The organism is Vibrio sp. 10N.286.55.E10, assembly GCF_002872555.1.
GTDB classification, from domain to species: domain Bacteria; phylum Pseudomonadota; class Gammaproteobacteria; order Enterobacterales; family Vibrionaceae; genus Vibrio; species Vibrio crassostreae.
The window spans coordinates 17,892-38,732 of record NZ_MCSD01000010.1 but is presented as its reverse complement, the minus strand read 5'-3'; the positions used below and the strand labels follow the sequence as shown (position 1 = coordinate 38,732).

The 20,841-nt window shown below is 45.7% G+C and carries 14 protein-coding genes; 8 read left to right on the top strand and 6 right to left on the bottom strand.

Translation table 11 applies throughout. The features are described from left to right. The first annotated feature begins 69 nt into the window (after positions 1-69). Positions 70-1,050: an AAA family ATPase gene (locus BCV39_RS07580; protein WP_102393923.1), complete on the top strand. Its 981-nt coding sequence runs from the start codon at positions 70-72 to the stop codon at positions 1,048-1,050. A 3-nt stretch (positions 1,051-1,053) separates the two neighbouring features. Next, complete coding sequence (locus BCV39_RS07575; protein WP_102431562.1) at positions 1,054-2,775, top strand: cobalamin biosynthesis protein CobT; 1,722 nt, start codon at positions 1,054-1,056, stop codon at positions 2,773-2,775. A 50-nt stretch (positions 2,776-2,825) separates the two neighbouring features. Here the strand turns inward: BCV39_RS07575 and BCV39_RS07570 are convergent, their stop codons facing one another. After that, positions 2,826-3,593, bottom strand: a complete 768-nt coding sequence (locus BCV39_RS07570) for a sulfite exporter TauE/SafE family protein (protein ID WP_102431561.1) — start codon at positions 3,591-3,593, stop codon at positions 2,826-2,828. A 57-nt stretch (positions 3,594-3,650) separates the two neighbouring features. Further along, positions 3,651-4,751 carry a phosphate acetyltransferase gene (gene pta / locus BCV39_RS07565; protein WP_102431560.1) on the bottom strand — a complete coding sequence of 367 codons (1,101 nt, stop codon included), beginning with the start codon at positions 4,749-4,751 and terminating at the stop codon, positions 3,651-3,653. 154 nt (positions 4,752-4,905) lie between these two features. Between pta and BCV39_RS07560 the strand changes: the two genes are divergently transcribed. Together BCV39_RS07560 and BCV39_RS07555 are read left to right on the top strand one after the other, a co-directional pair. Next, a complete protein-coding gene (locus BCV39_RS07560) occupies positions 4,906-5,694 on the top strand; it encodes an IclR family transcriptional regulator (protein ID WP_065676756.1) in 789 nt (262 codons plus the stop codon). Positions 5,695-5,939: 245 nt separating this feature from the next. After that, positions 5,940-7,367 carry an NAD-dependent succinate-semialdehyde dehydrogenase gene (locus BCV39_RS07555; RefSeq protein WP_102432346.1) on the top strand — a complete coding sequence of 476 codons (1,428 nt, stop codon included), beginning with the start codon at positions 5,940-5,942 and terminating at the stop codon, positions 7,365-7,367. A gap of 211 nt (positions 7,368-7,578) precedes the next feature. Here the strand turns inward: BCV39_RS07555 and BCV39_RS07550 are convergent, their stop codons facing one another. Together BCV39_RS07550 and BCV39_RS07545 are read right to left on the bottom strand one after the other, a co-directional pair. After that, a complete protein-coding gene (locus BCV39_RS07550; RefSeq protein ID WP_102432345.1) occupies positions 7,579-9,762 on the bottom strand; it encodes a malate synthase G in 2,184 nt (727 codons plus the stop codon). Between the two features lie 117 nt (positions 9,763-9,879). Continuing rightward, a complete protein-coding gene (locus BCV39_RS07545; RefSeq protein ID WP_061038005.1) occupies positions 9,880-10,833 on the bottom strand; it encodes a LysR family transcriptional regulator in 954 nt (317 codons plus the stop codon). A gap of 130 nt (positions 10,834-10,963) precedes the next feature. Here BCV39_RS07545 and BCV39_RS07540 point away from each other — a divergent pair, with 130 nt between their 5' ends. Together BCV39_RS07540 and BCV39_RS07535 are read left to right on the top strand one after the other, a co-directional pair. Continuing rightward, complete coding sequence (locus BCV39_RS07540; RefSeq protein ID WP_102432344.1) at positions 10,964-12,562, top strand: isocitrate lyase; 1,599 nt, start codon at positions 10,964-10,966, stop codon at positions 12,560-12,562. A gap of 212 nt (positions 12,563-12,774) precedes the next feature. Next, positions 12,775-13,353: a hypothetical protein gene (locus BCV39_RS07535; RefSeq protein ID WP_102432343.1), complete on the top strand. Its 579-nt coding sequence runs from the start codon at positions 12,775-12,777 to the stop codon at positions 13,351-13,353. 104 nt (positions 13,354-13,457) lie between these two features. Here BCV39_RS07535 and BCV39_RS07530 read toward each other — a convergent pair whose 3' ends face one another. Both BCV39_RS07530 and BCV39_RS07525 read right to left on the bottom strand, forming a co-directional pair. After that, the gene (locus BCV39_RS07530; RefSeq protein ID WP_102432342.1) at positions 13,458-13,850 is read right to left on the bottom strand and encodes a cystatin domain-containing protein; all 393 of its coding nucleotides are present in this window, start codon (positions 13,848-13,850) and stop codon (positions 13,458-13,460) included. Positions 13,851-14,100: 250 nt separating this feature from the next. After that, positions 14,101-16,560, bottom strand: coding sequence for a M9 family metallopeptidase (locus BCV39_RS07525; RefSeq protein ID WP_102432341.1), 2,460 nt, complete (start codon positions 16,558-16,560; stop codon positions 14,101-14,103). A 439-nt stretch (positions 16,561-16,999) separates the two neighbouring features. On the opposite strand from BCV39_RS07525, the gene BCV39_RS07520 reads away from it, so the two are divergent. Both BCV39_RS07520 and BCV39_RS07515 read left to right on the top strand, forming a co-directional pair. Next, positions 17,000-18,211 (top strand): acyl-homoserine-lactone synthase, encoded by a 1,212-nt coding sequence (locus BCV39_RS07520; protein ID WP_102432340.1) that lies wholly within the window; start codon positions 17,000-17,002, stop codon positions 18,209-18,211. Next, entirely contained in the window at positions 18,204-20,810 is a 2,607-nt protein-coding gene (locus BCV39_RS07515) for a hybrid sensor histidine kinase/response regulator (protein ID WP_102432339.1), read from the top strand. The genes BCV39_RS07520 and BCV39_RS07515 overlap by 8 nt, the downstream gene beginning before the upstream one ends. Positions 20,811-20,841: the final 31 nt, after the last annotated feature.

Genomic DNA, 20,841 nt, shown 5'->3' with positions numbered 1-20,841 from the left:
TGAGCTGTTAATAATCGATGACATATCGCCCATCGAGGCAGTCATGGAAGCTATTGAGAGGGAAGAAAAATGAATGATGCGGAATTGATACCAACGCAACCAGTAAGTGTGAGAGAGTGTTTTGGCATCGACAGTAACCTAACCGTATTGGGGTTTGAACATGCTGGCGAGTATGTACCCAAGGTCGATCCTAACTACTGTTTTGATCCGGAAGTAACACTAGCGATATTGGCGGGTTTCACCTCTAATCGCCGCACGTTGATACAAGGTACACACGGAACAGGCAAGTCTTCCCACATTGAACAAATTGCTGCGAGATTGAACTGGCCGTGTTTGAGGATCAACCTAGACGGACACTTAAGCCGATTGGATTTCATAGGAAAGGACAGCATCGTCATTAAAGATGGAATGCAGGTGACAGAGTTTAAAGAAGGCATTCTTCCGCAAAGTATCCAGCAACCCATCGCTCTGGTATTAGACGAATACGATGCAGGACGACCTGATGTAATGTTTGTGATTCAACAACTCTTAGAGCAAGACGGCAAATACACCTCTTTGGAGCAAAACCGAGTGATCACGCCTCACCCTTCTTTTCGCCTATTTGCAACCTGTAACACACTGGGGTTGGGTAATTTCTCGGGGTTGTATTCCGGTACTCAGGTTCTTAACCATAGCCAGCTTGACCGATGGAACATCATCGCCACGCTTAACTATTTAGATCCGCAACATGAAACTAAGATCGTGTTATCCAAGCGCCCAGAGCTGAACAATGAAAGTGGTCAGCAGTTGGTTGAGAAAATGATCGCAACCGCTGGTTTAACGCGAAATGGTTTTAGAGCGGGCGATCTGTCAACGGTAATGTCTCCGAGAACCGTGATTACATGGGCTGAAAACATTCGAATATTCGATAACGTAGCGACTGCATTTAGGCTTTCATTCCTCAACCGTTGTGAAGATGAAGAGAAAGAGCTGGTGAGCGAATATTATTTCCGCTGCTTTGGTGAGGCGCTAGAAATGCCTACTCAGAGTTATGCGCAGTCGGAGCCGTAAACCATGGCCAATGTTTCTTCTCAGCAGAAAAAGATCCTCGACCTTGGTGTGTCTGTCGCTAGAGCGATCAGTGGTGAGCTGGACCTGAATTATCGGGGAGAGCGTCTCTATAACGGCAATAGCCCCTGCTATTATCAGTCTGCACATACTAACGATCTCACCTTTGTTTCTCGCCATGAGTTGAAAAACAGCAAGCTTTCGATGCAAGGCAAGATCGATTCATCGGCACTACGACTATTGCTTTCAGACACTGACCTCCATTATTCATTGCGACCGAAAAACGAAGTCGAACGTCTGCTTTACGACTTCTGCGAACAGGTACGGATTGAATCTCAAGTCCCGCCTTATCTAAAAGGCGTGACCACTAGCATCCAATTCAACTTTGCGTATTGGAGCGATCAGTACCATCAAAATGGCTTTACTGAATCACGAATTGGGATGTTACTGTTCACGCTGATGCAAATCATCCACACCCGCTTAACCAGTGTCCCAGTTTCGGAACTAATTGCCGAAACCATTGAATCGACACGTGCGGGCATCGTGTCTATTTTCGGAAGCAGCCTAAAGCGCTTAAAGGAACATCGAGCCGACCAGCTACAGTTTGCTCACTGCGCCAATGAACTGGCCTCTTTAGCGCAAGAACTCATCAACCAAGAACAAGAGAGTAACAACTCGCCGACACCTACCGTTGAAGCAGACATCAAGATCCTCGCGCAACTGGCACTTATCGTTGATGGTGACATTCAAGATGAAGACATCGATGCCGACATCACAGGCAGTAGCAAGGTGTTTGAACTGTCGGGCGCCAATTATCAGGTCTTTAATTCAGAATTTGACCAAGTGGTCGCCGCAGATAAGCTCGTCAGGCGTGCCCTGTTACTCGAGCTGAGGCAAAAGCTCACTGATGACATTATGGCGAGACAAGTGAACACCCGCCGCTTAGCCGCTCTGCTCACCCGCTTTGTTGCGACGCCCCAAAGGAATCGACGTCAGGATCATTTAGAAGAAGGCATTGTTAACGCCACCACTATCACCAAACTCATCACTTCTCCTTTAGACCGCACGGTTTTTTATCAGCCAGAGGTTGGCGCATCTCATCAATGTGCCATCACATTTTTGATGGACTGCTCAGGTTCAATGCAAAAACACAGTCACAAACTGAGTCTACTGATGGATACGATTCTCAAATCGGTTGGGCTAGCCAACATCCCTTTCGAGATCATCGGATTCACCACCAACAACTGGAATGGTGGCAAGGTTTATCGACAGTGGCTCAAACAAGGTCAACCGAAACACCCAGGTCGTTTAAACGAAGTTCGACACATTGTGTTTAAGGATTTTGATACCCATTGGAGACGATCTCGTCTTGGAATTGCTAGCCTTCGCAAAGCGGATATCTTTAAAGAAGGGATTGATGGCGAAGCGGTTCAGTTCGCTAGCCAGCGCTTGCAGCAACATAGCGCACAGCGAAAGGTGTTGATTGTGTTCTCAGACGGCTGCCCGATGGATACCGCCACCAGCACAGCCAATGATCAGTTCTATTTGGATAACCACCTCAAACAAGTGATTGAGCACGAGGCGATCAAAAACAGTATCGAAATTCATGGTGTGGGGATGGGCGTCGATTTAAGCCCGTACTACCGAAGTAACACCACTTTAGATGTCCAGGAGAGCTGCTTATTTGGGTTGTCTAGGAGTATCTTTGAGATGCTAAAGCGTGTTTAAACATAGAGGGTTAGGCTAGCGAATCACTAGCCTCATTTGTCGAGAATGTTTTAGGAAGAGCCAAGCAACGACCATGCAGAGACAGCCATCAAATACCCACCAATCAACATCAACACCATAAATACCAGCTTTCTGAGTTGGTCATTCGAAAGCGGTGGGGGAAAGCGCCGAGCAAACATAGTAACAAGCGCTACCAAGGGAACAGCAATAGCGGATAACCACAATATGCTCGCTTCCATGTCACCTGCTGCGTAGACATTGACGGTACGGGACATCGACGTACAAGCGAACACCATCAGCAATGTACTTCGTACCAGATCGAGTGTAAAAGGCTGCCGATAAAGGTGATAAACAATCGGTGGCCCCGCCATCCCAAACAACCCGCCCGCTAAACCAGAACTAAAGCCAGACACCAAGAAGGATACCGTGGCCGAGCGGTCTTTTCTGGTTTTAGGTTTGAACATAAAGCTCAGACCTGCGAATAACACCATTGCCCCCAGTAGCCCTCTCAGGATATGTGTTGCCGACTCACTCAACTCGTCCAGTAAAAACACTCCCAACGACACGCCGGGGGTAATACCGATCACTAACACCACCAGAATTTTGAGTTCCCCAAGCAGAGGCTTGCCCATCAACGCGACCAAACAATTAAACAAGGTCACAATACTGACTACGGCAGCAATCACGGGCAACGATACCAAATTAAGGCTGACCGTTAGACCAATCACGATAATGCCAAGTCCAAACCCTGTGACGGTTTGGAAATAGGTACCGACCGCAATGGTGGCAAGAATGGCGAGTAAAACAGGTAACTCCATTAGCAATCCTAATTAGGTGTTTTTACTTAGTGTGAGTGCGGGCTTTAAGTTTGAGCCTTAGTACCTAAACTCAAATTCCGATTCAGCTCTTTCTTTAGCGTTTTGATCTTCTGAAGCTTCTTGAGCATCAGCGTCAACATCCGTCGTTGCATTTGCCGTTTTGCCTTGTTGTGCTTGCACAGCAGTCACCGCGATTACATTAAAGATATCTTCGGCACTACAACCTCTGGATAGATCATTGGCTGGTTGATTCAACCCTTGCAACAAAGGACCAATCGCGACCGCGCCTCCTAGCCTTTCAGCAAGCTTGTAACCGATATTGCCAGCTTCTAAGTTTGGGAATATCAGCACGTTAGATTCTCCTTTAACCTCGGAATCGGGCAACTTTTTCGCAGCAATTTCAGTGACAATCGCTGCGTCGAGTTGAACATCCTGATCAACCGCAATTCCGGGGCAACGTTGCTTCACTAACTGGGCGGCATTACGCACCTTATCGACCGATTCATGCTTCGCACTGCCATTGGTAGAAAACGACAGCATTGCCACTTTAGGTTCTTCCATTAACAGCGTTTGAGCACTGTTTGATGCGGCCACTGCTATCGATGCAAGCTCGGTTTCATTGGGGTTAATCACCAAACCACAATCACTGAAAATCATGCCACCTTTGAGATTGTGGAAAGGCTCGCACAACATCATTAAAAAGAAGCTCGATACCAATTCACTGTCTGGTGCTGGGCCGATGATCTGCAGCGCAGCCCGCACCACATCTGACGTGGTATAAACCGCGCCATTGACCGTGCCGTCGACCAGCCCTTCCCTTACCATCAAATTGGCAAAAATCAGTGGGTCTGTAACCTTCTCCAATGCATCTTGATAAGTCATGCCTTTGGCTTTTCTGAGCTCATACAGACGTTCAGCCAACACGGCTTTAAGTGCCGATGTTTGTGGTGAAACAATATGAATGCCCGCGAGGTTAATATGATGCAACTGAGCGGCTTCGATAATCGCCTTTTCATCCCCTATTAGCGTGATATAAGCGAGTTGTTTATCTATCGCTAATCGTGCCGCTTTGAGTACACGAGGATCTTCAGCTTCGCTCAAAACCACACGCTTACGATCTAGGTGCGCCTTATCAATAATCCGTTCAATTGCTTTCATTTTAAAATTCCATTTATTGAGATTAATTGTTCCATAATTTATATTTATATTATTGAAATAATAAAAAAGGTCAAATTTTATTCAGATAATTGAAGAATATTAATTTGGTATGTACACTCTTACAAATAGACATATCGCAAGGATGAATCACTGTATGCAAACAGAAACACCACAAGTTCAAGGAGATACGCCCACTCTCCGACTTTTTGCACTATTAGAGGTGATAGCGCAAAAAGACGAGTTTATTTCCCTTCAAGGGCTCGTCGAAGAAACCGGACTGCCGAAACCCACTTTGCACCGTATGCTGCAACAATTAGAATCCGCAGGCATCATTCAAAGAGACGGTGATGAAAAGCATTACAGCTCTGGCATTCGACTCAGAAAGCTGGCTGAAAACCTACTGTTCAACAGCACCATGCACAGCGCAAGACGCACAATTCTTGAAAACCTTCGAGCAGAAGTCGGCGAGAGCTGCAACCTAACCGCACTATCGAGCGGTGAGATCATCTACCTTGACCGCGCAGAGACCGAAGCACCACTTCGCTTCCACCTGCAGCCTGGCTCTCGCGTTCCTGTGCACTGCTCTGCGACAGGTAAACTGTTTTTGGCTCATATGTCGAAATCACAGCGCAGAAGACTGATTGAAAACGTGCCACTGACTCAGTACACAGTCAAAACCATCACCGACTACTCAGTGTTAGAGCAAGACATCGAAGAAGCGAAGATCCAAGGCTTTGCGATTGATGATGAAGAGTTTCTACCTGGTTTGGTGTGTATTGCGGTACTCATTCCATCGCCAACCGGCCAATCTAATCTCGGCTTAGCAATCCAAGCACCTGTGATTCGAGTAAAGCCGGACGAAGCGATCAAGTTCCTACCTGCTCTACAAAAAGCTGCAAAAGCGCTAGCGAAAATCGAAGCTGATAATTGGAGTCAGCAATAGACTTTTCTTAAAAGATTTCGAAGTCCATGATTTAGCTGATCATGGATTTCGAAAACTCGAATTTAATAAACAATGATTTTGTGTACCTTGCTTTGGTAAACAATGCTTTCACAAACAAGGACTTCAAAACTATCGAATTAACGACCACAATCTGCGACTAATGAACATTTGGTCGAAATGATCTGAACACTCACCAACCCGCATATCAGCAACACGTCTAAAGTAATCACAACAAAGGAATCACGATGCTAAACATTAAGAACCAGCACTTACTCTCTTTTATGGTGACAGAAGCGAACAACGCAGTTGCAGTCACAAATCCAGCAACGGGTGAACTCATCGGACACGCACCGGTATCATCAGAAACAGAGTTAGCAAGCGCGATTGAACGAGCTAATGTAGCGCAGAAAGAGTGGGCAAAGGTTCCAGCTAAATCTCGAGCTGCATCACTGCACCGTTGGCACCAGCTAATCATTGAGAATAAAGAAGACCTTGCTCGAATCATGACGATTGAACAGGGTAAACCGTTAGCAGAAGCGGCAGGTGAAGTGGTATATGGTGCGAGCTTCATTGAGTGGTTCGCAGAAGAAGCCAAGCGCACTTATGGTGACTCCATTCCTAGCACAGTCGCAGGCAAACGCTTGGTGACTATCAAGCAACCTATCGGAGTCGCGTGTGCCATTACGCCATGGAACTTCCCTGTTGCAATGATCACTCGTAAAGCAGCGCCAGCATTAGCTGCCGGTTGTAGCTTTGTCGTGAAACCTTCAGATGAGACACCGCTTTCCGCATTTGCTGTGGTCGAACTGGCTTACCAAGCGGGTATTCCTAAGGATTTACTCCAAGTCGTATTAGGTGATAGCCCAGAACAGATTGGTGAGTTATTCACATCGCACCCATTAATCAAAAAGATCTCTTTTACAGGCTCTACCCGTGTCGGCAGTATTTTGATGGCTCAAGCCGCAAAAGGCATCAAGCGTACCTCTATGGAACTCGGCGGCAATGCACCTTTTATTGTGTTTGACGATGCAGACATCGATGCTGCGGTTCAAGGCGCAATGGTCTCGAAATTCCGCAACGCTGGCCAAACTTGTGTTTGTGCAAACCGATTCTATGTTCACAGTAAAGTGTACGATGAGTTCGTGGCTAAATTTGATCAAGCCGTTCAACAACTTAAGGTTGGTAACGGCTTAGATGAAGGTGTAACCATTGGCCCTGTTGTCAGCCAGAATGCCAAGAACAACATCCAAGCATTAATAGACCGAGCGATTGAACAAGGAGCTGAGCCTGTTACTCCAATTAAGGATCTTGATGGGCTTTTCCTTCAGCCTGTCATTCTTAAAGATGTGAAACACAGTATGGACATTGTTCAACAAGAGATCTTTGGCCCAGTCGCACCTGTGATGAAATTCGACACAGACGAGGAACTCATCGAGATGGCGAACGATACTATTTATGGTTTGGCGTCTTACTTCTACAGCCAGAATATCCACCGCGTATGGCAGGTAGCAGAAGCACTTGAATACGGTATGGTCGGTATTAATGATGGCCTAATCTCAACCGAGGTCGCGCCTTTTGGTGGCGTTAAACAATCAGGTATTGGCCGTGAAGGTGCTAAAGAAGGCATCGATGAGTACATGGACATTAAATACTTATGTTTTGGTAGTAACTAGGTTTTAGTAGCAAGTAGGTTTCGGCGTTAACCAAGATTCAGAAGCACTTAAATCTTAGTGAGCACTAACCTGGCCCACTCTCCCCCCTTCCCACCACAAAAATGAATCAAAAAAAAGCCGCGCTATAAAAGCGCGGCACCTTGGGCTCGGTTAAAGGGGGTTTCTTTTTTTAGTATTTTACATTCTCTGTTTTTGTTATTCGGTTGCTTCGCTATTCCTGCGCTTTCAGCTTTAGACGCATCGCGTGCAGCACTGGCTCGGTATAACCACTCGGCTGAGCACAGCCTTCAAATACCAACTGGCACGCTGCTGAAAACGCAATGCTGTTTTCAAAATCAGGCGCCATATTTTGGTAGCTTGGATCCCCTGCATTTTGTTCATCAACCACTGCTGCCATGCGCTTCATGGTTTTCATTACTTGGGCTTCCTCGCAAATGCCGTGACGTAACCAGTTAGCGATGTGTTGACTTGAAATTCGCAGCGTTGCACGGTCTTCCATTAATCCCACATCGTTAATATCAGGCACTTTCGAACAACCTACGCCTTGGTCAATCCAACGAACTACGTAACCAAGAATACCTTGCGTATTGTTGTCCAGTTCGTTTTGGATATCTTGAGCAGTCAGCTTTTGATTGCCTAACAATGGGATAGTAAGAATATCGTCAACATTTGCTCTCACACGCTCACGAAGCTCTTTCTGACGGCTAGGAACACTCACTTTGTGATAGTGCAAGGCATGCAGCGTCGCTGCGGTTGGAGAAGGAACCCAAGCGGTATTGGCACCGGCTTGTGGGTGTCCAATTTTCGCGTCCATCATCTTCGCCATGTTATCTGGTTCTGGCCACATACCTTTACCAATCTGGGCTTTACCTTGCAGGCCACAAGCTAAGCCAAGATCAACGTTTTGATCTTCGTATGCGCCAATCCAAGTCATGGTTTTAAGCTGTGTTTTAGGAGCAAACGGACCCGCTTCCATGCTGGTGTGAATCTCATCACCGGTACGGTCTAGGAAACCTGTGTTGATGAACACAACACGATCTTTAGCTGCACGAATGCATTCTTTAAGGTTAACCGAAGTACGACGCTCTTCGTCCATAATGCCGACTTTGATGGTGAAGCGTTCTAAACCTAGTGCATCCTCAATGCGACCAAACAACTCGTTGGTGAAAGCCACTTCTTCAGGGCCATGCATTTTAGGTTTTACAATATTGATGCTGTTCGCGGTCGAGTTTTGGTAAGGGCTATTACCCTTTAAATCGTGCATCGCGATGAGCGAGGTAACCATGCCATCCATGATACCTTCAGGCACTTCATTACCTTCAGCATCAATAATCGCAGGGTTAGTCATTAGGTGGCCCACGTTGCGTATGAACAACATGCTGCGACCTTTAAGTGAGATTTCACCACCCGTCACACTGGTGTATTGACGATCGGGGTTAAGATTACGAACAATGGTTTTACCGTTTTTCTCTAGCGACTCTTGAAGGTTCCCCTTCATTAGGCCTAACCAGTTTCGGTAAGCCAATGCTTTGTCTTCACCGTCAACCGCAGCGACCGAATCTTCGCAATCCATAATCGTGGTCAGTGCCGATTCCACCAGTACATCTTTAATACCCGCCACATCGACGCTGCCAATCGGCGCACTCGGGTCGATTTGAATTTCGATATGAAGGTTATTGTGTTTAAGAAGAATGCACGAAGGTGAACTTGCGTCACCTTGATAGCCAATGAACTGGTTGCTATCTATGAGAGTGACTTCTTCACCGTTATCGAGTGTCGCTATCAGCTTATTGCCGACGCTAGCGTTACTGATGCTGTATTTGGTCACGTCTTTATGAGAGACACCGTTTAGTGGTGCAGCGTCATCAAGGAAACCTCGAGCGTAGCTCACCACTTTAGCACCGCGTACAGGGTTAAAGCTTCCGCTCTTTTCCGCGCCGTCACTTTCACTGATGACATCGGTTCCATAGAGCGCATCGTATAAACTACCCCAACGCGCGTTGGCCGCGTTAAGCGCAAAACGTGCATTCATAATAGGTACAACAAGCTGCGGACCCGCTTGTGTTGCAATTTCAGGCTCAACGCTGGCGGTCGTTACTTGAAAGTCATCGCCCTCAGCAACTAGGTAGCCAATCTGCTGTAAGAACTGTTTGTACTCGGCAGCATCTAGCGTTTGTCCCGCACGCTCTTGGTGCCACACATCAATTTGATGTTGAAGATCTTCACGCTTGATAAGCAGAGCACGGTTCTTTGGTGCCAGATCTTTAAGGATGGCTGCGAAAGATTGCCAAAAGTCCTCTGCGACAATGCCTGTTCCAGGAATGACCTGCTCATTAATTAATTGGTAGAGGGTGCTATCAATGCTCAAGCTTCCCTGTTGAATACGACTGCTCATAAAATCTCTCTCAAATTAACCGCTGACTACTAAATAAATTTACGTAACTGACGAAAATTTAGCTAATTTATGCCGCTTATATTGGATATTCACAAAAGAAATACCACAAAAATTGTGTTATCCCGTCACACCACTTTCGATTTCATTGGCGACACTTTTGATCAAGCGACGCATCCACTGGTGGTCTGGATTGGTTTGTAACAATGGGCTCCACGCCATCTTTACCTCAAAGGGTTCAATAGCAAATGGGGCTGGTTTGATTAACAAATTAGGGTTGTTGCGCTGCAATTGCGCGGCTTTGGTTGGAATAGTAAGGATAAGGTTTTTCTGCTGAGCGAAGAGAATCGCAGACAGGTAATGTCGAGTAAACACCGTGATATTGCGGGTTTTACCAATGCGCATTAACGCTTCATCTATCCAACCGAGCTTTTGTGCTTCACTGGGGTTGATTCCCACTCCGGTTCCCATACCCGTCTTACTTACCCAGATATGTTGCGCCTTTAAATAAGACAAAATATCAAAGTTATCGGCAATTGGATTATCACAGCTAAATAGGCAAGAGAAGCCGTCGTGCCAAAGGCTCATCTGGTGAAACGACTGTGGGATGTCGTCAAAACGGTTGATGATTATATCAACAGTACCTTGCTCTACATCCTGATAACTCACGTCACTTGGCGTCATTATATCCAGTCGTATTTTCGGTGCTATCTCGCTCAGTTTTTTCAATAGCGGCTGAATAATGGTCGACTCAGCATAGTCACTCGCCATGATACGAAACACGCGCTCACTGTCTTCTGCATTAAACTCTGTGGTCGGCTGGAGTGTCTTTTCTACATTCGCCAAGATGTTTCTAATAAGCGGTTGCAACTTTTGCGCTCGCTCGGTCGGCACCATCCCTTCACTGGTTCTCACCAATAGTGGATCTTCAAACAGATCACGCAATCGGCGCAGTCCATTACTCATGGCTGGTTGAGTTATGCCTAATTGATTTGCCGCTCGTGTAACGTTTCTTTCACGTAGCAACATGTCTAAATACACAAGCAAATTAAGGTCTATACGAGCAATATTCATAAGAAAAATACCGAATATAATAACTATAAATTAACAAAATTATCACATGCGTGGTTATTCTTTGTCCATAGCAAAGTTTTAATCCAAGCCAATTTGGCAACCATACCCCACGTGAAACTAAGGAATAGTTATGTCGCAAATTACACAAGATATCGAAATGATAGAAGTTGCAAAAAGCGCTGCAGGTGCTCCATGGGATGCAATCAATGCTGAATCTGCTGCTCGTATGCGAGCTCAAAACAAATTCAAAACAGGTCTAGATATCGCGCAATACACGGCAGATATCATGCGTGCGGATATGGAGGCTTACGATAAAGACAGCTCTCAATACACTCAGTCTTTAGGTTGCTGGCATGGTTTTATCGGTCAACAAAAGCTGATTTCTATTAAGAAGCACTTTGATGGCAAGACAGATCGCCGCTACCTATACCTTTCTGGTTGGATGGTTGCTGCACTTCGCTCAGACTTTGGTCCACTTCCAGACCAATCAATGCATGAAAAAACATCGGTTGCAGGCCTAGTAGAAGAACTATACACATTCCTGCGCCAAGCTGATGCACGTGAACTGGGTGGTTTATTCCGTGAGCTAGACGCTGCACGTGAAGCGGGCGATGTTAACCAACAAGACCTTATCCAAGACAAAATCGACAATCACGTAACACACGTGGTGCCAATCATTGCAGATATCGATGCAGGTTTCGGTAACGCAGAAGCGACCTACCTAATGGCTAAGCAGATGATTGAAGCGGGCGCATGTTGTCTACAAATTGAAAACCAAGTTGCCGATGAGAAGCAATGCGGTCACCAAGACGGCAAAGTAACGGTTCCACATGCTGACTTCCACGCAAAACTTCGCGCACTTCGTTACGCCTTCCTTGAACTAGGCATCGACAACGGCATCATTGTTGCTCGTACCGATTCACAAGGCGCTGGTTTAACAAAAGAAATCGCAGTAGTGAAAGAGCCGGGCGACCAAGGTGACATCTACAACTCATACCTAGATGTTGAAGAAATTGATGTTGCTGATATGGCTGAAGGCGATGTTTGCTTCAACCGTGACGGCAAACTAGTTCGACCTAAGCGTCTACCTTCAGGCCTATACCAATTCCGCGAAGGTACAGGTGAAGACCGCTGTGTATTCGACTGTATTGAAGCAATCAACGCAGGTGCTGACCTTCTTTGGATTGAGACTGAGAAACCACACATCGGTCAAATCAAAGAGATGATGGATGGCGTACGTGAAGTACACCCTAATGCGAAACTTGTTTACAACAACTCTCCATCATTCAACTGGACGCTAAACTTCCGTCAGCAAGCTTACGATGCGATGGTAGCAGAAGGTAAGGATGTATCAGCTTACGACCGTGCAAACCTAATGAGCGCGGAATACGACGAATCAGAACTGTCTGCAAGCGCTGACGAGAAGATTCGCACATTCCAAGCAGACGCGTCTCGTGAAGCGGGTATTTTCCACCACTTGATTACACTGCCTACTTACCACACTGCAGCGCTGTCTACTGACAACCTTGCGAAAGAGTACTTCGGCGACCAAGGCATGTTGGGCTACGTTGCGAACGTTCAACGTAAAGAAATCCGCCAAGGCATCGCATGTGTTAAACACCAAAACATGTCTGGTTCAGATATGGGTGATGACCACAAAGAGTACTTTGCTGGTGAGAACGCACTAAAAGCAGCAGGTGAAGCGAATACATCGAACCAATTTGATTAATCGCTAACACGAAAGCCTCCCTCGTCCTTCTCTTTTACTTAGGTAAGATCCGGGGGAAGGCTTTGAGATAAAGCTACTACTGCCAGCTTTATCTCAAAGCCTCAGATTTGTGTTCCACACCACGGTTAACCAAACAACTTCTGTTTAAGCTAACTGTATTCAAGTTTTTTGAGATTCCTGTTTGTTGATATTTCTTTTGATTGAGAGTGCCTATGACTTCAATACCTAAACACCTACAAGATGCAAAAACGCTGCTATCAGAAAATGGTTTCGCGACGGGTGATACTTGGTATCACGGTACATCTTCAGCTTTACTCGCTTCTATTCAAGGCCAAGGACTAAAGCGCTCTGGAGACAAAGCCCTCAACGAAGCGGCTTCAAAAACCATGGCGACCATCGGCAATAACTACACCGAATCGGTTGAACCAGTGTTTCTCACCCAGAGTAAAGAACTGGCGTACTACTGGGCGCAACAAACCGTTCGTGAGCGTAGTGTTCGTTTCGAAGGAGAAGAGCAACCTATCGTGTTAGCGGTAAATCTGTCTGAAAAACAACGTGCCAAAGTAAGACCGGACGTGGGTGCGATGAGCCTGTTAATGATGAGTGTGGGCGAGCATTTCATGACTCACATGGCTAAGGTTTATCAAGAAAACAACATCTCAGGCCCTGACATTGAACTTCGCACCGCTGATCGTATGGATTACTTAAACAAGCTGGGAATGGCTTATATTGATGAAGACATCAACCGTGCTTGTGTTCAAGAGTTAGCTGAGCCCGAACTGGCCGATTAAAAGCGTTCAATAAATCAGTCTTCTTAAAAACCAAAACGGCTCCCGATACGGAGCCATTTTTATTTGCTATCAAGCCTATCTCACAAGGTACAGAAGCCTCTAGATTATGAACACAAACGACCTTTCTGTGCAGGTCGTGTCATTTCGATGTCACCTTGTAGAGAACGGTAAACGATGGTGTTCCACACTTCACCATTATCCATCTCAAACTCAATAGCATAGTTCAAACCCGCCACGACTTGAGTTCGAACACTCAAGATCTGCTTGAACTCAGCTGAAGTGTTCATTTGGCCAAGAACTGCGTCTAAAGCTTGCTTAGCTTCTGGTGTGATATCGCTTTGCGACCAACCACCAGTTAGGTTTTTAGTGCTACAGACAGGGTTCGCATTCTCTTGTGGCTGAATTGGTACCTCAGATTTCTGACTACATCCAGCTAACGCAGCGACACTAAACAAGGTTGCTACTCCAAGTAATGATGTTAATCGTACTTTCTTCATAAATTCTCTCTACCTCAATCATTCACGAGGGAATACTCGCAATAATGTTTCATATGTAGGCAAGCTTAGACCTTAAATGTCATTACTTCATCAGAGATTATGGTGTAACTACTCTATAAATACAGAGCACTGTCAGAAAAACAAAGCCGGACACTACTGCCCGGCTTTTTACCCGTCCATTCAATTGATATTTAGATCATTTAGATTAGGTGGCGTTTTCGTTAGTGCTTTTTAATTGCTGCCTGTTTTGCTAGTGAAAGAACACCAACATCTCGACATCATCCCCATGCTGTTCAGCACTCAGTAAGAAATGCACATAGCCTTCTTCTGTTACAGGGATTTGCAGGTACTCATTGCTACCACGGTAATTAGAGGCATAATCGTGTTGCCCTGAAGTAGGCCAGTATGAACGACTTGCAAATAAATCAACGTTGCCAGCATTCGACTGTCCACTCTCAGCAACGTCACTCTTATCATTCAACCATACTCTTACCTCTTGCACGCCCTGTGGAACATAAACCGCCGCATAACGTCGTTGGTGCACGGTGAGTATTTGAGGCTGACCTGATTCCAGTATTATTGGCGTTAAATCATCTTGTTCTTGTGATGGCGGCGTTGGCGCTTCTGTCTCTAGTGATGCCAACAGTGTTACGTCATTGAAATCGGTGCGTCCTGCAATACTCATGTAGTAACGACCCGGTTTGATGAAACCCGATGACTTTGGTTCAAACGTCACCATCTCATTACTTCCATTTCCGTATTGGCTGAATTCAAAATCATAGTAATGCGCTTCTTTGTTGTAGCTCATGTAAAGATCAGCATCACCTTGGCTTTGACCTGAAGCATGACCTTCAATCGAAACCTCAAAATGCGTGGTGTTCTCAGGTACATCGACGTAGAACAGCTGCTCACTGTACGCCTCGCCGTTCAACACTACACCTTGGTTTGCTGCAAGCACTATGGCTTGGTCTGTCGGATTTGTGGGGTCAGTCGGTTCTGTGGGATCAGTAGGCTCTGTTGGTTCACTTGAAACAGTGTCTAGCCAACGATCAAACTCACCATTGTATTGCTGGCCAAGCACTTTCACTTGTTGCGCCCATTCTGAAAATTTGCCAGCACGAGACAGTGCCAACAAGCTCTGCACTTCTTGAGGATGTTCTTCCATCATAAAGCGCACCGCCAAGTAACCCCATCGATAGATACGGTTGGAATCATGAGAGTAGGTGGTCGCAAGCACGTCCGATAAACTCATCTTCCCGCTGCTAATCAAACCAACAGCGGCATCGTAACCTTGCTTGTAATGCATGAACTCAGCAAAACCTTCTAGCCACCACACAACGTGACCATGTGCCAAGTTGTCGCTAAAGGAGCCGTATTGGTTAAAGCGCGCATCGAGATAGTGAGTGTACTCATGCTCTAAATTGAGAATTGAAAGGTCATCGCCGTTAGCGTAACGGTAAGCGACGAAACGCGCCACGTTACCCACTTCTGCAGGGTTACCTTCTAAATACTGACCTCCGTTGTCGGTGGTGTTTCCAAACAAGAATGCAGAGTAATCGGTGTAGCTACCTTTACTGTCAAACACCGCGACTTCAACTCGCTCGTTATTATCGTCGGCGACAGGTTGTTGGCCTGTGTTCGCAACTTGATGAAAGTCCGCCTCTTTTGCCGCGAGTACATCACATGCTTCAATTGATTGTGCTTGCGTTAAATCTTGAGAGCGAATAATCGCAGGCCCTTGGCACTCATGACGATTGGGAAGTACACGCATTGCTAAATCACGTTTTGCTTGCTCTAGATCCAATCCATTCAAGCCGTCTGGCGCGTAATACCCCATCATCTCAACCGCCGCTAACCAAAGCTTGTCATGCTCACTGCCAAGTGGGTTTTGTACCATCACTTGCTGCATAAAACGCAGCGCTTTGTCTTTCGTTAATTTATCCGGGCTTGCCAGCAAACGACCAGTTTCACGCACGGCGTTATAAACAAGGAAGCTCGCATCAGTATCTAAAGCCCACGTGTTATCACGGGCGAATGCTGCAAGCGTGTCGATATGCTGGGTATGGCTCGCCATGTAATCGTAGAAGTCATCTCTAGCTGCGTGCCCTGCCATTGCTCGAAACAGATTGTTTAACCCATCGACCCATTGTGAGTCTTGCGCCGTTTCTTGGTTGAAGTGACGTAATGCCGCAAGCTGCGCATCCATTGTCAGTGGCAATTGTTTAACGTTATCGACCATTAGCGTCAGGCTTTTCAATGCACCCACCTGCTCACGACCTTGATCTAACGCATCAGGGTTAGCTAAGAAAGCAATCGTCGACTGAGCAAAACGCTGACTCAACGCTTCGCTGAAGTCTTGCGCTTGCGCGTTATAGCGAACGTAATAAGCGGCACGAACAAACTCACCAAGGTTTTCAAGTTTACGGGCTTGTTCAGCTTCACCTCGGTAACGAGTTATTTCTGAGTTCAGTGCAACTTGAATGCGGCTTAGGTTTGCTTCGCTATAGATATTATCTAGTGAATTATTCGATGCAGAGAACCAAGAACTGTAGCAACTGTTGTTTGCCGAAGAGACAGCGAGTGCAAAATTGGACGCCTGTTGAAGATCAAGCACCTCACACTGATTTTGAGCAAAAGAGAAACTGGACGCACTGGCAAGCATACAAGCGATCGCCAAGCGATGACGTGGAAATAGACGGAGATGAGACATACCACACTCATTAGTTAATTATATAATTGAGCACGCTGTTATATTCCTTACAATCTATAAGGTTAATTGAGTTGCGTATGATTTATGAGCTTGGTTCAAAAAATAAACACTCAGGACCAATTTATAAATTCAAAAAGATATTCTCAGATTGAATAAATTAACTTCCACACATGATCAAACCATATAAGTGATTGAGAGCACTCTAATTTAGGGAATCATTAATTAATTCGTACATGACTAACCCATATTGTTAAGGGTCAGCACAAGTAGTAAACTTGCGCTCGATTATGCAACTTGTTTTTAAAAACAATAGACACAATTAGAGTTACGTTTGTTCATCAAAGTAACTTTATTTCAAATACTTACTATAAATCCGTGTCGAGTTGACTGGTGCAAATCAAATAAAAATAATTATATAAACCTAGGCTAGGTTCACACCATGAAATTAACGTCGTCTTTAGACTCACTATTGGCTAGCAGTCTGTCTATCGAAAAGAAACAACAAGCGCTGATCGAGCTCACGATCAACGCTTATCAGCCACAAGAACGTATCGCTCTTTTCCAAACCGTCACAGACTATCGTCGACGACTATTAGAATCGTTCTTCCCCGAACATCAACACAAAAGCCTCTCAGTTTTATTTGAACTGATGGACTATCGCGAGCTTATTCAACGCTATCCAAGTTCCTTATCGAAAGAGATGGCACTGTTAGAAGCGGCCGCAAGTCAGTGTTACATGCATTGGTTAGATTTTTGGTGTGAATGTGAAATTGCAGCCATCAAAGCAAAATCACCGTTGGACGCAAGTGCGCCCTCTCACACTGAACTCCCTATCAAAGACAGCGCTTACTATGGTGCAATCATTGAACGAATAGAAGATGATCCGCTTGTGGTACAAACACCGAGCCACCCACAAGGAATGTCCATCAGCGATGCCATTGCTTTGAGCAATCTTGAGGTGTTCATCAAGGGTGAAAAATGGTTTGAGATGCTGCCTTTATTACACCTTTCTCAGGCAGGTAAGCATTTTATTCTGCTCAAACATCCAGTCGATGAAGCCTTTCCAACACTGGTTTCCTCTGCGCTGATTCAAGACTGGTCTAAGAATGACACTTGGCTAAGTTACGCACCGCCGTTCAGCAATGAGCAATGGCAATACTGTTTACCCAATTACGGCTACGCTGAACTCGCAGGGTTACAACTTTTGACACCGCCTACACTGTCAAAATGTTACTCTCTCCCAGAATTTGACCAACAATTCCAGTTACAATTGTCCGATAAGAATGCCCTGTGTGAAGTGCTGCGTCTGACAGTCAGTGGTAATACCCAACAAAAACTCTATTTCCTCTACCTTGCTCAAAAAGAGCTGATGAGTGTATTACATCAAATAGGCTACAAAATCGGTTTTACTATTATCGAGCAACCTTTCATGCTTCAGTTTTATCAAACCATTGATTCTAAAGCATACTTCCATTCTGGGTATTGCGAATTAAATAATGATGGCACAACAATTTATCGTGGGTTCTGGAATTTCGAGATAATGGTAAAAGCGTTCAATAATGTCGATTTTCGCAGCTACAAACGCGCAGTGCGAGAAAGCCGAAAGTCATTAGAAAAATCGAGCTCGGTAAGAAAGGATGAACATGTTTGATTTCGGCCTAGAGGCGATCATCTATGCAAAAGCAATCACACTGCTTGCAACCGTGGCTGTGGTTGTCATGTGGTTGTTCTATTACTGCTATCGCCTGAAACAAAAGAACGAAGTGATTGCGGGGACACACCATGCCCCTTACATCGCGTATTCGATCTGCATTGTTGCGTGGATCAGCAGTAACGCTTATTTCCATACCGACTTATTACCGGAACTTGGGGCCCCGGCCGCCGTGTTCGCCGCAAAGTTTGCCAACCTCGCCTCTTTCTTTGCGTTTGCCTTTGCCTATTACTTCTCGTGTAAGCTCGCCGCCGAACAACGCAATGGTAAGGTTCACGCATGGCAACAAGCCATTTTCGTCACCTTAACCGTCTACTCCTTCTTTATCAATTTAAGTCCGGGGTTAACCGTTGAACACGTCACCATTGCAGGCCCAAGCCAGTTCGTGATTGAGTTCGGCCCTCAAACACCTTACTTCTTCATTGGGATGATAAGTTTTGTTGTCCTAACACTACTCAACCTCGTGGCCATGCGCGCCAACAGTAGTAAGCTGACCTTAGCCAAAACCAACTACATGATCGCAGGTATCTTAGTATTCATGCTGTCCACTGCGACAATCCACCTAGGCATGACCTACTTCTTGCGTGATTTCTCGCTCACTTGGCTGCCACCAGCTTTGTCGATCAGTGAAATGTTGTTCGTTGGCTATGCCCTGCTGACCTCGCGCTTCTACAGCGTGAAATACCTTGCGTACATGAGCCTAAATGCGCTGTTGGTCTGTGCTATTTTGGTGATCCCTTTTGGCGCGATATTTATCCCGCTAACAGACAACAGTCAATGGCTCGTTGCTATCCCAATCTGTGCGATTATCGGCATCACTTGGCATGTTCTCTACAAACGAGTGAGCCACTACGCTTCCTTCTTTGTCTACGGAAACAAGAAAACGCCAGTACAGCAGATCCTCTCACTAGAAGACGATTTCAAGCTGTCGATTGATGATGCAATGCGTCGATTAGGTAGCCTACTACAGATTCCAGAAGACAAGCTGCGTCTGGTGAACAGCAACTACAACGAAACTTTCTACGAAGATTATCTGTCTACCAACAAGTCTGTTTTAGTGTTTGACGAACTTTCTCAGGAGCTTGATTACACCGCACCAGCCAAGCGCTCAATAAAAGCCCTGTATGACAAGATGAGTTCAAACGACACCGCCTTGGTGATGCCTTTATTTGGTCAGGGGAAATCGGTCACGCACTTATTGGTGTCGTCACACAAGAGCAACGATCAGATGTTTTCTAACGAAGAGATCTCCGCCCTGCAAACCTTGTTAACTCGTGTACAAAGCACTATTGAAGCCGATAGACGCATTCGCCAAAGTCGCGCCCTTGCTAATTCTATCGCACACGAAATGCGTAACCCTCTTGCTCAAGTGCAGCTGCATTTTGAGGTGTTAAAGCAGCACATTGATAACCAAGCCCCAGCTAAAAAAATCCTAAAGGATATTGAGAATGGCCAAGCGGCGATTCAACGCGGGCGACAACTGATTGATATCATCCTGCGCGAAGTCAGTGACAGTACACCGGAACACGGTCCTGTGACGATGACCTCTATCCACAAAGCCGTGGATCAAGCCGTAAGCCACTATGGTTTTGAGAATGAAAAGATCATTGAACGCATTCGTTTGCCACAACACGCTGATTTTGTAGCAAAGCTGAATGAAACCTTATTCAACTTCGTCATTTTCAACCTGATACGCAATGCAATCTATTACTTTGATTCTTACCCAGAAAGCCAAATTGAGATCAGCACCAACACAGGGTCTTACGAGAACGTTCTAATATTCAGAGATACCGGCCCCGGCATTGATGAAGCCATTACGCATAAGATTTTTGATGATTTCTTCTCATACCAAAAAAGCGGTGGTAGCGGCCTAGGGCTTGGCTATTGCCAACGAGTGATGCGTTCATTTGGCGGTCGGGTTGAGTGCCACTCTAAGCTTGGTGAGTTTACTGAGTTCCACCTTTACTTCCCTGTGGTACCCAATGCACCCAAAGCAGACGCACTTCGTACGCCTTACTTCAATGATTGGAAAAGTAACCAAACCACAACTGAAAACAAAACCAACGTAGAAGCTAAGCCAGATAACCAAGCGGCAACGCAAAATTCAGAACCAACAAGTACGCTAAACCCAGGAAATCATTTGGCTCCAACCGTACTGATCGTCGATGATAAAGAAGTACAACGCACACTTGTTCAAATGTACCTGAGTCGACTTGGCGTAAATAGCTTACAAGCCAAAAACGGTGAGAATGCCGTCGAGCAGTTCAAAACACATAAGGTCGATTTGATCTTAATGGACGTACAAATGCCAATAATGAATGGTTTTGACGCAAGCCAAATCATCAAGGCACGTTCTCCTCAAACGCCAATCATTGCTTTATCTGGCGAATCAGGACAGCACGAGTTAGATATGATCAGCAAGTTGATGGATGGTCGCCTAGAGAAACCAACCTCTTTGAATGCACTGCAACACGTGCTTGATAATTGGTTGAAAAAAGGCACAACGTCTAATGCTTCTAAGGAAACAGAAAATGAATAGCTAATGGCAAGCAGGTAATGGCTAACAACTG